At 62.7% G+C, this 12,792-nt stretch carries 14 protein-coding genes; 10 read left to right on the top strand and 4 right to left on the bottom strand.

Annotated elements, in window-relative coordinates; translation table 11 throughout:
- Positions 1-10 precede the first annotated feature (10 nt).
- On the bottom strand, positions 11-2,977 hold the full coding sequence (locus GGQ74_RS03315; protein WP_167940104.1) for a cache domain-containing protein: 2,967 nt from the start codon (positions 2,975-2,977) through the stop codon (positions 11-13).
- 220 nt (positions 2,978-3,197) lie between these two features.
- On the opposite strand from GGQ74_RS03315, the gene GGQ74_RS03310 reads away from it, so the two are divergent.
- Entirely contained in the window at positions 3,198-3,962 is a 765-nt protein-coding gene (locus GGQ74_RS03310) for a TlyA family RNA methyltransferase (protein ID WP_167940103.1), read from the top strand.
- A gap of 22 nt (positions 3,963-3,984) precedes the next feature.
- A complete protein-coding gene (locus GGQ74_RS03305) occupies positions 3,985-4,485 on the top strand; it encodes a DUF2867 domain-containing protein (protein WP_167940102.1) in 501 nt (166 codons plus the stop codon).
- A 21-nt stretch (positions 4,486-4,506) separates the two neighbouring features.
- Here the strand turns inward: GGQ74_RS03305 and GGQ74_RS03300 are convergent, their stop codons facing one another.
- Positions 4,507-5,343, bottom strand: a complete 837-nt coding sequence (locus GGQ74_RS03300) for a rhodanese-like domain-containing protein (RefSeq protein WP_167940101.1) — start codon at positions 5,341-5,343, stop codon at positions 4,507-4,509.
- Positions 5,344-5,534: 191 nt separating this feature from the next.
- Between GGQ74_RS03300 and GGQ74_RS03295 the strand changes: the two genes are divergently transcribed.
- The gene (locus GGQ74_RS03295) at positions 5,535-6,122 is read left to right on the top strand and encodes a rhodanese-like domain-containing protein (RefSeq protein ID WP_167940100.1); all 588 of its coding nucleotides are present in this window, start codon (positions 5,535-5,537) and stop codon (positions 6,120-6,122) included.
- Positions 6,119-6,967: a MauE/DoxX family redox-associated membrane protein gene (locus GGQ74_RS03290; RefSeq protein ID WP_167940099.1), complete on the top strand. Its 849-nt coding sequence runs from the start codon at positions 6,119-6,121 to the stop codon at positions 6,965-6,967. Before GGQ74_RS03295 ends, GGQ74_RS03290 begins: the two co-directional genes overlap by 4 nt.
- Here GGQ74_RS03290 and GGQ74_RS03285 read toward each other — a convergent pair.
- Together GGQ74_RS03285 and GGQ74_RS03280 are read right to left on the bottom strand one after the other, a co-directional pair.
- The gene (locus GGQ74_RS03285) at positions 6,920-7,657 is read right to left on the bottom strand and encodes an energy-coupling factor transporter transmembrane component T (RefSeq protein WP_167940098.1); all 738 of its coding nucleotides are present in this window, start codon (positions 7,655-7,657) and stop codon (positions 6,920-6,922) included. The two genes, GGQ74_RS03290 and GGQ74_RS03285, sit on opposite strands and share 48 nt — an antisense overlap.
- Positions 7,658-7,662: 5 nt before the next feature.
- Positions 7,663-8,394: an energy-coupling factor ABC transporter ATP-binding protein gene (locus GGQ74_RS03280; RefSeq protein ID WP_167940097.1), complete on the bottom strand. Its 732-nt coding sequence runs from the start codon at positions 8,392-8,394 to the stop codon at positions 7,663-7,665.
- 152 nt (positions 8,395-8,546) lie between these two features.
- On the opposite strand from GGQ74_RS03280, the gene GGQ74_RS03275 reads away from it, so the two are divergent.
- From GGQ74_RS03275 to GGQ74_RS03250, 6 genes are all read left to right on the top strand, one after another.
- Complete coding sequence (locus tag GGQ74_RS03275; RefSeq protein ID WP_167940096.1) at positions 8,547-8,972, top strand: DUF4079 domain-containing protein; 426 nt, start codon at positions 8,547-8,549, stop codon at positions 8,970-8,972.
- A gap of 240 nt (positions 8,973-9,212) precedes the next feature.
- Entirely contained in the window at positions 9,213-9,899 is a 687-nt protein-coding gene (locus GGQ74_RS03270; RefSeq protein ID WP_342448574.1) for a class I SAM-dependent methyltransferase, read from the top strand.
- A 47-nt stretch (positions 9,900-9,946) separates the two neighbouring features.
- A complete protein-coding gene (gene nikR, locus GGQ74_RS03265; RefSeq protein ID WP_167940095.1) occupies positions 9,947-10,366 on the top strand; it encodes a nickel-responsive transcriptional regulator NikR in 420 nt (139 codons plus the stop codon).
- A 5-nt stretch (positions 10,367-10,371) separates the two neighbouring features.
- Positions 10,372-11,154 carry a GTP cyclohydrolase FolE2 gene (folE2, locus tag GGQ74_RS03260; RefSeq protein WP_167940094.1) on the top strand — a complete coding sequence of 261 codons (783 nt, stop codon included), beginning with the start codon at positions 10,372-10,374 and terminating at the stop codon, positions 11,152-11,154.
- A 64-nt stretch (positions 11,155-11,218) separates the two neighbouring features.
- Entirely contained in the window at positions 11,219-11,536 is a 318-nt protein-coding gene (locus tag GGQ74_RS03255; protein ID WP_167940093.1) for a flagellar basal body rod C-terminal domain-containing protein, read from the top strand.
- Between the two features lie 187 nt (positions 11,537-11,723).
- Positions 11,724-12,734 (top strand): sigma-54 interaction domain-containing protein, encoded by a 1,011-nt coding sequence (locus tag GGQ74_RS03250; RefSeq protein WP_167940092.1) that lies wholly within the window; start codon positions 11,724-11,726, stop codon positions 12,732-12,734.
- The last annotated feature ends 58 nt before the right edge of the window (positions 12,735-12,792 follow it).

Below are 12,792 nucleotides of genomic sequence, written 5' to 3'. Positions count from 1 at the left end.
AGGGGGAGTCCTAGGACTCCCCCTTTTTTGTGCCGTTGTACGGTTCCGGCGTGCTGTCCGAGGCGTCGGGCTGTGTTTCGTCGTGATGCGGCTTGAGCGGCGGCAGGTGGATGGTGAAGCGTGTCCACTCGCCGGGTTCCGAATCCACGCGGAACTCGCCGCCGTGATTGCGTGTGATGATGAAGTACGACACGGAAAGCCCGAGTCCCGTGCCGAAGCCGACGCCCTTGGTAGTGAAGAACGGCTCGAAGATGCGCTTGTGCGATTCGAGGCGGATACCCGGCCCGTTGTCTTCGATTTCGATACGAACCTTTCCGTTCTCTGGGGCCGTGCGCAGGGTGATGCGCGGTGTCTGCCCCGCGTAGTCCTTTTCGGCCATGGCCTGTCCGGCGTTTTTGAGCAGGTTCAGAAACACCTGCTCCAGTTCCGTGCCGTTGACGGCGATGATCGGCGTGTCGGGATCGTATTCACGTACGATTTCTATCTGCTTGAAATCGTATTTCTTCTTGAGGTCGTAATCCTTGGAGGCGAGTTCCGCCGCGCGGTCGAGGAGCATGCCGATGTTGTGGGGCGTTCTGGTCGTTTCGCTCTTGCGGCTGAAGTCCAGCATGTTCCGGACGATGACGGCGGCGCGGTTGCCTGCTTCCTGAATGCCTTCTATGTACGTGGATATCTTTCTGCGCTGCATGTATTCGTGCACCAGCGTGAGGTCCAGCCCCAACTCGTCGGCGACGGTCTTGTTCGCGGGCATGTCTGGCGAGAGACGGCGTGTGATGTTCTGGCTGGCCTGAAGCACCGCGCCGAGGGGATTGTTGATCTCGTGGGCCATTCCCGCCGCAAGGCCGCCGACGGACATCATCTTTTCCGTCTGGATCATCATGTCCTCAATGTGGACGCGGCTGGTCACGTCGTCCAGCCGCATGACGGCGCCCTCCACGGTCTGGGCGCCCAGCGGGTAGACGGTGAGGTCGAAGAATCGTTTTTCGCCCTCTACAAGCCGGGGAATCCTTGTCGCGAACTGCGGCTCCGCGTCGCGCATGGCCTTGTGTACGGCCTGACAGTCGTCTCCAAGGATGTGGAAGACCTCTTCGAGCGGTCGGCGTTGGGCCTTCGTGGCGGAAATCCCCGTGCGTTCCGCTGCCGCGCGGTTCCACTGTGTCACCCGGCCCAGTCTGTCCACGGCGATGAGGATGGAGGGCATGGAATCGACGATGTTGCCAAGGAGCGAGCGCAGGCTCTGTACCTCGCGTTGGGAGTTCACGCGTTCGGTGATGTCGCGGAAGTTGAAGACTCTGCCCATGACATGCCCGTCACGCACGAGGGGGTAGGCGTAGCGCTCTATGGTGCGCCCGTCGCGGCAGGCCAGTTCGTCGAAACGTACGGAATCCGGAGCGAGGAGGGCGAAACCCTCGCGCAGGGTGTCGGGAGCCTGCACCTGCTCCGCCATGAGGGCGAAGACGCTGGCGCTGTCGTCAAGCCCCATCCTTTCCGGAATACCCCACATGGTGGCGAACTGCGGGTTCGTATCCACGATGTTCCCCGTCTGGTCGAGGACGAGGATGGCGTCGCCCGTGGAGTTGAAGGTGACGCGCAGCAGTTCCTCGCGCCGCCGCAGGGTGTCGTTGGCGGTGACGAGTTCGGCCGTCTTTTCGCGCACGTGGATTTCGAGGGTGTCGCGCGCCTGCTGGAGCTTTTCCTGCGCCATGTCGCGCTCGCGGATCATGCGGTTTGCCGGTTCGGCGAGGGCTGCGAATTCATCGAATTCCAGCGCGCCTGGGTCGATGTGCGCGGCTCCCTTGGCTGCCTTGTCGAAGAACGATGAGAAGGCCGTGAAGCTGCGGTTGATCTGTGCGGTCATAAGCCGTGTGGAAAGCGAAATGCCGACGATGAGCAGGGCGAGAAGCGCCCCGATACGCAGGAGCCGGTCCCGGATGTCGCTTATGAGGCTGGAGCGCATCTGGCCGATGGTCTGGTCGATTTCATCGAGGTAGACACCCGCGCCGACCATCCAGTCCCATTCATCGACGGGCCGGATGTGGCTCATCTTCGGATGCTGCTCGTCGGACCCCGGCTTGCGCCACATGTAGGTCATGAACCCGCCCCCAGGCTGGGCTGCGGCCTCTTGGCCGAGTTGCATCAGGCTTGGCGATCCGGGGGCGGTGTTGTCCGGCACCGGTTGGCCGACGAGTTCCGGTTGCAGGCCGTTGGCGAGCATGGTGCCGTCCCGGTGTACGACGAAGATGTACCCACTTTTTTCGAAGCGGATATGGCCGAGGCGAGAGAGCACTTCGGCCTTGATGTCCCTCTCGACGTCATCGAGATACTCGCCGGTGCCGATGAACCAGCCGAATGGCGCGAATGTTTTGACGTAGGCGATCTTGGGAAAGCTCGAATCGGGGATTCCGGGTTTGGGCCAGTGATATTCGTAGAAGCCCTCGCCGTTGGTCCTGCATATGTCTATGACATCACGTATGACGAGGCGGCCCTCGGTGTCGCGCAGATCGAGCAGATAGCGCTGTTCGTATTTCTGGTTGGGTGGGAAGAGTTGTTCGACGCCGCTGAAATCTCCAGCAAAGAAGTATCCTCTCCCATTGTTGAAGGAGATGGGGCGCAGGGCTTCGCGGACAAGGGATTCGAGGCGTTCGCGGGGCGTGTCCGCGCCGAAGGTGTCGACGATGTGCGTGGCAATGGCGTGGGCCTCGTAAACGCGCGAGCGGATGGACTCCCGCAGGCGTTCATCGGTGGTGCTCTTCATGTAGCCGATGTAATCGAGCACGTTGCCCAGTTCCTCGCGCAGCTTTTCCTTTCGGCTGTCGAGGTAGACTGAACGGAGTTGTCCGATTTCATCGCTGAAGGAGCGATACTCGCTGTGTATCCAGAGGGCCGCCGTGAGCGTGGCGGATATGACCGCGAGCGCGAGCATGCGCCGCTTTATGTCGTTGGTGAGACTTTTCTTGATGCATATGCCCATGTTCATGTAGTGTTGGCGATGAGTTGCGCGTGATCCTGTTTGCAGTTGTACGCTATTTCATCATCGGTCCGCAGACTCCAGCTCTCGTGCATTGTAAATGCACCGGGCGATGCAAGGCAACAAAAGTGTGCATCATGGCTCGATATTTCGATACGCTCGCTTGCCCTACGGCGCCGTCTGTGACATGTGAGCCCGGTCGCAGAGAATTTACAGAAAGTGAGAGCGTATGGCGAAAAATAGGATACGGGCGGACCAGTTGCTCTATGAGCAGGGACTGGTGGAAAGCAAGGAAAAAGCCGAGCGGCTCATCATGGCCGGGCAGGTTTTCGTGGAGCGGGTGGGCTGTCGCGAACCCGTGACCAAGCCGGGACAGCAGCTTTCGCAGGATGACGAGCTGTCGCTCAAGGGAGTGGAGCGTTTCGTTTCGCGCGGGGCGTACAAGCTGCTCACTGCCATCGAGCATTTCGGCCTGTCGTGCGAGGGCAAGGTCGCCCTTGATGTCGGCGCGTCCACGGGCGGCTTCACGGACTGCCTGCTCCAGCATGGGGCGAGCCGGGTGTACGCGGTGGACGTCGGCTACGGCCAGCTCGATTCGCGACTGCGCAACGATCCCCGCGTCGTGAACCTTGAGCGCACGAACATGCGCCTTGCGCCGGACGATCTGTTGCCGGAACAGGTGGACATGATCGTGGCTGACGTGTCCTTCATTTCGCTGACCAAGGTCATGGAGCCGAGCCTGCGTTTCCTGAAGCCCGGCGGCGAGGTCGCCGCGCTGGTCAAGCCGCAGTTCGAGGTCGCTCCGGGGCAGACGGACAAAGGTGTCGTGCGCGACGAAAATCTGCGTCAGCAGACCGTGGACATGGTGGTTCACTATCTCGTGAACGAGCACGGCATGGAGTTTATCGGCGTCATCCCCTCGCGCATCAAGGGGCCCAAGGGCAATCAGGAATACATCATCTATTTGCGGCGTCCGGAGGAACAGAGGTCCTGAAATTCGAATCCGGGAGGGCGAGATGGAACATCTGCGTGGCGTCTCCGAGATTGATCACCTCTTTAAACAGGCCGATCATGTAGACGTGAAGGTCGTTGAGGGCGAGGTGGAGCTGGCGGAATTCATCGCGGGAATGATGTCGTATTCCCCGGGGTGGCTCCGTAGCCTGTACGCCGTGCGCGGCGTGTTCGCCCGTGCGCTCGGGATGGGGCATTCCGGCTTCGACGGCACCGTCTTCCGCGCCGAGGATCTCACGCTTCTGCCCGGGGATAAGCTGATGTTCTTCACGACGGTCGCCGCGCAGTCCGGGCTGTTCTGGATCGGGGAAGTGACGGACAAGCCTCTGACCGCATATCTCGCCGTCGCCATGGAACCGCTGGGGAATGGTCGCAACAGATTCCACGTCGCCACGTTCATTCGCTACCGGAATTGGACGGGGCCTATCTATTTCAATCTTATCCGTCCGTTCCATCATGTCGTCGTGCGGCAGATGGCAATGGCCGGAGCGGTGGCGACCGCCTGATCCCGCGTCGTCGCGCCGGTTTCAGTCTTTGCGCGCAACCTTGTCGAGCAGCGTTCCCAGCGCCTTGAGGTGGCGTTTTTCCTCGTCGGCCATCTTGTAGAGCAGGGCGCGCGAGGCTTCGTTTGCGGAGCGCGCCGCATAGCGCGTGTAGAGGTCCAGCGCCTGTGCCTCGAACATCATCCCCGCCTCGATCACACCCGTGGGCGTGTCGAGGGCCGGTGTGTTGCGCCGTATGAATTCCTCCGCAGTCAGGCCGCCTTCGAGCATGGCGGCGCCTTCATCCTGCGCGCTGGCGGTCAGTAGCGCCGGGTCGAGCGCTTCGCCCGTCAGCTTCTGGTAGATCGTCAAGAGCCACGTCTGGTGCCTGTCCTCAAAATCGGCCAGTTTTTCGAGCAAATCCCGCACATCGTCCACCGTGGCCGTCTTGGCCATGGTTCGGTAGAAGTCGCCCAGCTGCACCTCCATGCGGCAGGCCAGCGCCACGACTTCCGCCGTCGATTCGTCCCCCGAAAAGGCGAGCAACCCGGCCGATCCCGGGCCGACGGCCGCCTCCCCACGCCATCCGGACATGCCATCCGTGAGGTTGTAGACCTCGGCCACCTTGTTGTCGCGCAGCATGGCCGCCGCGGCGGAGCTGCGCCCGCCGGAGCGGCAGTAGGCGATGGCGGGCTTGTCGCGGGGAATTTCGTGCAGACGGTCGGAAAGTTCCGGCAGAGGGATGTGAAAGGAACCGGGGATGTGTTCCTCCTCGTATTCCCAGTCCTGCCGGACATCGAGCAGGGTATAGGTGCCTTGCCTGCGCGACTTGATGAACGCGCGAACTTCGTCGGCGGTCAGGTCCCTGTATCCGGTTCTCATTTTACGCATTCCGTTCAGAAGTTTGATGAGCATGGTGAAACATAGCATGGGCGTGCATTTCGTGCCAATATTTGGCAAGCGAGGTGTGCTGTCCGTTTCGCGCCCAAAAAAGGCTTGATGATAACCGCCCGCTGTCGCAGAATTTCCCGGTTCGACCACTGCCGGGCATCGGTCCGGAAAAGCGAGGTGCAATGCGACTTCTTTCCCCCCGTCTTACCGTGCTGTACGAGATGGCATTTCTGGTGGCCGTATCGGTCGCCTGTGCGCATTTCTTCAATATCCATCATCCCGAGGGACTGACGTGGGAGCGCGCGCCGCTGCGCCAGAGCATGCTGCCCGCAGCGGCAGAAACCCTGCCCGGCGCATCCGCCGCGCAGGGAATCGACACGCCGGAAGCTCTGCAGGCCTTCACCGAGGGTGGGGCACTGTTCATTGATGCCCGTTTTGTGGAGGATTTCGAGGAAGGGCATGTGCCCGGTGCCGTCAACATTCCGCCCGGCATGTTTGCCGAGGACGCGCAGCGCCTTATCGGCGCGCCCGACGCGGGGCGGCGGATCATCATCTATTGCAGTTCCATCACCTGCCATATGAGCGCCGAACTGGCCGAAAGCCTCGACATGCTCGGTTACGGGAATCTTTTCGTGTACGGCGAGGGCTTCGCCGGCTGGCTGGCCGCTGGCGGCGCGGTGGAGGTCGGTTCCGGGGATGTTCCTGCCGATTCGGATGACGCTACCGGGGCGGCACCTGAATCCGAAGCCGCAGGGGAGGGGACGCGATGAATCGTTTCTACGAGGCGTGCAGCGTCATCCTCGGGCTGGTGTTCATCGCCGCCGCAGTGGACAAGGTGCTGCATCCGGCCCTGTTCGCACAGGTCGTGGTCAATTACCAGATTTTGCCGCCGGTGCTCATCAATCCGGTGGCAATGGTTCTGCCGTGGCTGGAATTCGCGTGTGGCGCGGCGCTGGCGTGCGGCGTGATGCGGCGCGGCGCGTCCGTCATCATTACGGGCATGCTGGCCGTGTTCATCGGCCTCATGTGGTACAACATCTCGCGCGGGCTGGACATCAGTTGCGGTTGTTTTTCCGTTCGCCCCGGCGCACGCGGGGACATGATGATCTCCGTGTGGCGCGATACGGTCCTGTTCTCCCTCGCCGTCATCTCGTGCTGGCGGGCCTTTGCCGATCATGCGGCGGAGCGTGCCTCGGCCCGCTTGCAGCGTGATATCCGTTTGGGACGTTTACGGCCTGCCCCCGCGTCGGTGCCCGTTTCCGTGCCTGCGGCCGGTGCGGCGTTCGGGCTGGCCACCGAGGCCCTCACGACGCCCGATGTTCATGCCGAGGCCGCCGACTGGGCGGCTCCATCTGGGCTGGAGTGGACACCGCAGGCGTCTGAGGAGGCTGGTTTTGCGGAGGCTGGTTTTGCCGAACCTGACGGGCAATCCGAGGAGTATCGGTCCCTGCTCGCGCAGGAGCCGGACGCGGCGTTAGCGGCTGATGCTGCGGAAGGTGCTGAGGTTGAAGCGACCACGCCGATGCAGTGGGAGCTTGAGGATTCGTTCGCTACGGATGACGCGGCTTCAGAGCCGCGCAAGGACGCAACCGACGAGGATGAGAAGAGCACCTAGCGCCCAGTGGGCGGCGTTGAGGGGAAAGCGCGTCTGCCATGCGCTTTCCCTGTCCAGCCCACGGGCCGCGATGGCCACGGTCTGATTCCATGTCTTGAGGGAGAGCGCGCGCATCGCCGCCTGCGGGAAGAGCATGATTCGCGAACGCAGTGGGAGGTTGGATGCGCGTAGGGCCATGGTGTGCCGGACGCGGGTGAAGACCTGCCACGTCAACGGTAGAAAGTGGATCATGAGCGCCATTGCGAGGGCGACGATCCATGCCTTCCCCCGCAGAATCGGGCGCAGCATCCACGCCAGCGCAGTGCCCATCGTGCGTGGCGATGCCGACAGGGCGAGGCACAGGCCGATAAGCATGAGCGCGAACAGGCGCATGCCGAGGATGCCGCCGCCCATGAGCGCCTGCGTGGGCGCGATGCCCGACCACATATCCACCCCCGTCTTGATTCCCACCCAGAGGCCGACGAAGGCCGCGCAGGCCTTGAAAACGCTTCGGTCCGTCGGATGCGTGCGCGTTACCGCCAGAGCGACCGCGCACAGCGCGCCGAGTATGACCGCCAGCCCCAGCGTGCCCGAGTGGAGCACCACCAGACCATAGCTGAAGGCCAGCAGTACCCGCACGCGTGGGTCGAGGGTGGGACGTTCGCGTCCGGGTGCCGGACTTTGCGCGTGTGGCGTGCTTTCGTGCGCCATGCCGGTCAGTCCCATGGCTGCAAGGTGCGGTTGGCGGTCCACGAGCTGGGCGGGCGGACTCCGAATTCGCGCACATGGTCGAGGATGTCGCGCGGTGCGCCCGAGAGGGCGATGCGTCCCGCATGCATCACGGCCATGACGTCCACGATGTCGGCCAGCGGCTCCAGATCGTGCGAGGTCACCACCTGCGTGAGGCCCGCGGAGCGGCTTGCGATGAGCATCTCGCGCATTTCGATCATGCCTGGATAGTCGAGCCCGCTGAAGGGTTCGTCCAGCAGCAGGCAGTCGGGCTGGCGGAGCAGGGCGGCCGCGAGGCACAGTTTGCGCTTCTGCCCCCACGAGAGATGCTGGACGGGCGTGTGCCACTGGTCGGCGAGACCGAAGCGTTGGGCCATGTCCAGCGCCTTGGTCCGGGCTACGTTGTCGTCCGTGGCGAAGCCGAGCAGGATGTCCTCCTCCACGGTGGCACCGAGGATTTGCAGGTCCGCGTCCTGAAGGAGCAGGCCCGAACTGCGGCGCATGGCGGCTTCGTCTCCGGGAGAGGTGAACCCGCCGCGAGAGATTGTGCCCCGCGTGGGCCGTAGAATGCCCGCCAGAAGCGAGAGCAGCGTGGATTTGCCCGAGCCGTTGGTTCCCACGAGGGCCAGTAGGGTTCCGCGCGTTATGGATAGGTTGATGTCGGAAAGCACGGTCGTGCCGCCCGGATAGGAATGGCTGAGTTGGTCGATGCGAATCATTGTTTTTCGTGTAAAGTGATGTTTGGGGAAAAAGATTCGCACATGCCGGGCGATGCGTCCAGAGCCGCGCCTACCGGCGTGTTCCGGGGATTGGCGCGACAACGGCGCTTGCGACGCGGTCTGTCCCGCGCGACCTGCTGAATGGAGGTGATATGCTCCTGTTTCATCCCGTATCCATGGTGGTGGTCAATCTGCTATCGCTCTATGTGCTGCACCTTGGCGCGCGGCGTTTCCGAATGGCCCATTTCGGCCAACCGGTGCGCTTCGCGTGGCGTAGACACGTGACGCTCGGGCTGGTTGTGCTTTGCGGCTGGGGGCTTGGCATGGCTGGCGCGATGGCCATTACGTGGCACTTCTGGGAGCGCGTGGGCGCAACCGGGTGGCATTTCGTCAACGCCGCAGGGTTCATGGCACCGCTTCTGTTCGTGGGCCTCGCTTCCGGGGTGTACATGGACCGTCGGCGCGGCCGCCGGGTGCTTTTGCCCGTGCTGCATGGCCTGTGCAATGTCGTCCTCGTCACGCTGGCGATGGGGCAGGTGTTCACGGGCTGGCATGCGCTCGTCGAGTTCGTCTTCTGAAAATCCGCCCTGATCGGTCGAGCCCGGAGATGCATCCGGCTGCGACGCATTCCTTTCACTGCGGCACTGTCCGCCGCGTCATACCCGATTGCCGTCTGGTGCCCGCCATTTCGCAACATGCTCCCGCAGGGATGCCATGGCTTGTGCCTGTGGAGTTGACATCGTGCTACCACGGGTGTACCGCGCTCCAATGAAGTGGAGAACTGGCGGCGCGTTGCCGCATATGGCGGAGGCACACCCGTGGGCGTGAAACGTGGCGCTACCATTGTCGATCTGGACGGTCCCAGGCAGCGGCTCGAAGTTGTGGCCGCTGGTCGGTCGTGGCTCATTGAGCGCACCGCGGACCTCGAAACGCTGTGGGAACTCATCGGCGAGGACGAATTCACCGAGGACGAGCGCCTGCCCTATTGGGCGGAGGTGTGGCCGTCCAGTGTCGTGCTGTCGGCGTGGCTGGGCGCGAACCGTGCCCGCATCGCCGGGCGCGTATGCGTCGACATGGGGTGCGGGCTGGGGCTGACGGCTTTGGCCGGTTCGCTTTTCGGCGCGCGCGTCATCGCCTTTGATTACGAATTCGAGCCGCTGTTCTTCGCGCGCGGCAACGCGGACCTGAACCGCGTGGCGCAGCCTCTGTGGATTCAGATGGACTGGCGCAATGCGGCCATCGCTGCTGGCAGCGCTCAATTCGTCTGGGCCGGGGACGTCATCTACGAGAAGCGTTTCATCGGCTCCGTGCTGTCGTTTCTGGATCATGTGCTCGTCCCCGGCGGGCGGGCATGGATAGCCGAACCTGACCGCGCCGTGGCCAGACCCTTCGGCGAGGCCGTGGCCGCACTCGGCTGGGGCTGCGAGCGGGTGCATACCGAGCACATCCAGTGGGAGGGGCATTCTGTTACGGTCCACATCCTTGAAATTTCGAAAAGGCCTTGACCCTCGCGGGGCAGGCATGAAACACCACTCAACTTCCGGAGGACGCAATGGGAAAGACGATTCGTTTCGGTGTTTCGCTTGATTCCGATCTGCTGGACAAGTTCGACAGTCATTGCGAGGAAAACAGTTATCAGACGCGTTCCGAGGCCATTCGCGACCTCATCCGCAATACGCTGGTGAAGAAGGAATGGGAAGAGTCGGACCGCGAAGTCGCGGGAACCCTGAGCATGGTCTATGATCATCATCAGAGCAATCTCTCCCAGCGGCTGACCGAATTGCAGCACGAGGCCCACGATTTGATTCTGTCCTCGCTGCATGTACATCTGGATCATCACAATTGTCTTGAAGTTCTGGTCCTCAAGGGACCGGCGGATAGAATCCGCAATCTGGGGCAGAGACTCGTCTCGACCAAGGGGGTCAAGCACGGGAAGCTCAGCCTCACAACCACCGGACAGGATTTGGTATAAGACCGATGAAGGATGTTCAGAGCGGCCCGGCCGAAGTGGCCATGCCCATCGACCGTGTCGGTGTGAAAAATCTGCGGCTGCCCGTGCTGGTTCGCAGCCGGGACAACAAGGGTGAAGTGCAGCATACCGTGGCCAGCGTGGATCTTTCAGTCGATCTGCCAGCCCGGTTCAAGGGCACTCACATGAGCCGCTTCATCGAGGCGCTGCGTGCCTGGAGTGAGGAGCTCGATTATTCGAGCTTCAAGCGGCTGCTTGAGGATGTGCGCCTGCGCCTGCAGGCCGAGCGCGCGCACCTCATCTTCCGTTTCCCCTATTTTCTCCAGCGGCTCGCTCCGGAGACCGGAACGCCCGCGCTCATGGATTACCAGTGCACCCTGCTTGGCGAGTTGGAGAGCGGCAAGCTCACCTTCGAGCTTGGCGTGGACGTGCCGGTGATGACGGTGTGCCCCTGTTCGCTGGCCATCTGCAATGGCGGAGCGCACAGCCAGCGCGCCATCGTCCGCATCCGGACCCGCTCCACGGGCATGGTGTGGATCGAGGATCTCATCGCCATTGCCGAGCAGGCCGGTTCCTCGCCCGTGTACGCGTTGCTCAAGCGCGAGGACGAGCGCCGCGTGACCGAGGACGCGTTTGCCAAGCCCGCCTTCGTGGAGGACGTGGTGCGTTCCGCCGCCGACGAACTGCGCAGGCTGGAGCAGGTGTCGTGGTTCCGCGTCGAGGTGGAGAGCCAGGAATCCATTCACAATCACAGCGCTTACGCCATCATTGAATTGGACAAGAATGTGTGAGACTCTGTGAGGGGCCGGATGCGTTGTCCGGTCCCCCGCATTCCACACGCATCGGGATGACGTCATGAACGTGCTCGCCGCGGCGCAGTCCGCACTCGACGCCTTTTCCACGGCGCAGGCCGTGACCGCCAACAACATCGCCAACGTCAACACGGAGGGCTTCGCGCCTTCGCGTGTGGACTTTGAGGAGCGCCTCGGCTACGGGGGCGTTGGCGTGTCCGACATTGTCACCGCCGACGCGGCGGCCGACGGTGCCTCGGGCACCGACCTCGCTGTGGAGATGACGTCCCTCATCGTCAACGAGCGCTCCTTCGAGGCTTCCGCAGCGGTTGTCGCCACGCAGGACGAGATGCTCGGCACCTTCCTCGATCACGTGGTCTGACCCGTTTTCCATCGCCGGGCCGGAGTTGAAGCCTCCGGTTTTCGCAATCCTCGGCGACATTTATCCAAAAGACTCTTGACTTTGCGTCATGAAATTGACAGCAATGACCAGATAGCGCGCGAACCTGCGCGCACTGCCTGTCGTTCGGAAGGGAGAGCCGGACGTCGGGCTTCATCGTGGAGGACGAATGGATATCGACAAGAGCGGAATCATAGGTCAAAGCCCGGCGCTGCGGAAGGTCTTCGGCGTGCTGGCCAAGGTCGCGCCTACGGAGAGCACCGTCCTTGTGACGGGCGAATCCGGCACGGGCAAGGAACTGCTGGTCCGCGCACTGCATACCAACAGCAAGCGGGCGGACAAGCCCTTCGTGCCCATCAACTGCGGAGCCATTCCGCGCGACCTGCTCGAATCCGAACTCTTCGGCCACGAGAAGGGAGCCTTTACCCACGCCATCCGCTCGCGGGCCGGGCGATTCGAACTCGCGGACGGCGGTACGATCTTTCTCGATGAAATCGGCGAGCTTGATCTCTCCCTACAGGTGAAGATTCTGCGCGTGTTGCAGGAAAAGGAATTTGAGCGGGTGGGCGGCACCAAGACCCAGCAGGTCGATGTGCGCATCGTGGCCGCCACCAATCGCGACCTTGAGCAGGAGGTAGCCCGGGGCAACTTTCGCGAGGACCTTTTCTACCGCCTGAACGTCATTCCGCTGCACCTGCCCCCCCTGCGCGAGCGCGGGGCGGACGTGTTGCTGCTGGCGGACTATTTCCTCTCGCGTTTCGCGCAGGAGCAGGGCATCACGCCGCTACGCCTCGCCCCCGAGGCGCGGGCCATGTTGCAGGTCTACGACTGGCCGGGCAACATTCGCGAGCTTGAGAATTTCATGGAGCGTCTCTCCATCCTGTGCGAGGGAGAGATCATCCAGCCCACGGACCTTCCGGAGAAGATATGGTCCAGCGCCGGGCGCGAGCTGCCCGAAGCGCCCTTGCCCGCAGAGCCGGTTCAGGTCGGCTTCGCATGGCCGCAGATTCGCGACTTGCGCGATCACGATATGGACCTCAAGACCTTTCTGGACGCCGTGGAGGAAAAGTTGCTCCTCGAAGCCCTCGACATGGCCGATGGCGTCAAGAATCGGGCGGCGGAGGTGCTTGGCATCAAGCGGACCACGCTCATCGAGAAGCTCAAGAAGAAGGGGCTGTGATCGTTGTGCGGCCCTCGCGCCGTGGGGGCCGGACATCCTGTCATGCGGGCACGGGGAG

The organism is Desulfobaculum xiamenense, from assembly GCF_011927665.1.
Classification (GTDB): Bacteria; Desulfobacterota; Desulfovibrionia; order Desulfovibrionales; family Desulfovibrionaceae; genus Desulfobaculum; species Desulfobaculum xiamenense.
The sequence above is the reverse complement of the archived record's forward strand: the minus strand, read 5'-3'. Positions and strand labels throughout refer to the sequence as shown.

Bases quoted from the DNA above. Each gene is read 5' to 3' on its own strand.
- folE2 (WP_167940094.1), top strand. From the start codon at position 10,372: ATGAAGGATGTTCAGAGCGGCCCGGCCGAAGTGGCCATGCCCATCGAC.
- GGQ74_RS03295 (WP_167940100.1), top strand. From the start codon at position 5,535: ATGCGACTTCTTTCCCCCCGTCTTACCGTGCTGTACGAGATGGCATTT.
- GGQ74_RS03310 (WP_167940103.1), top strand. From the start codon at position 3,198: ATGGCGAAAAATAGGATACGGGCGGACCAGTTGCTCTATGAGCAGGGA.
- GGQ74_RS03305 (WP_167940102.1), top strand. From the start codon at position 3,985: ATGGAACATCTGCGTGGCGTCTCCGAGATTGATCACCTCTTTAAACAG.
- GGQ74_RS03300 (WP_167940101.1), bottom strand. From the start codon at position 5,343: ATGAGAACCGGATACAGGGACCTGACCGCCGACGAAGTTCGCGCGTTC.
- GGQ74_RS03255 (WP_167940093.1), top strand. From the start codon at position 11,219: ATGAACGTGCTCGCCGCGGCGCAGTCCGCACTCGACGCCTTTTCCACG.
- GGQ74_RS03315 (WP_167940104.1), bottom strand. From the start codon at position 2,977: ATGAACATGGGCATATGCATCAAGAAAAGTCTCACCAACGACATAAAG.
- GGQ74_RS03285 (WP_167940098.1), bottom strand. From the start codon at position 7,657: ATGGCGCACGAAAGCACGCCACACGCGCAAAGTCCGGCACCCGGACGC.
- GGQ74_RS03290 (WP_167940099.1), top strand. From the start codon at position 6,119: ATGAATCGTTTCTACGAGGCGTGCAGCGTCATCCTCGGGCTGGTGTTC.
- GGQ74_RS03275 (WP_167940096.1), top strand. From the start codon at position 8,547: ATGCTCCTGTTTCATCCCGTATCCATGGTGGTGGTCAATCTGCTATCG.
- GGQ74_RS03250 (WP_167940092.1), top strand. From the start codon at position 11,724: ATGGATATCGACAAGAGCGGAATCATAGGTCAAAGCCCGGCGCTGCGG.
- nikR (WP_167940095.1), top strand. From the start codon at position 9,947: ATGGGAAAGACGATTCGTTTCGGTGTTTCGCTTGATTCCGATCTGCTG.
- GGQ74_RS03280 (WP_167940097.1), bottom strand. From the start codon at position 8,394: ATGATTCGCATCGACCAACTCAGCCATTCCTATCCGGGCGGCACGACC.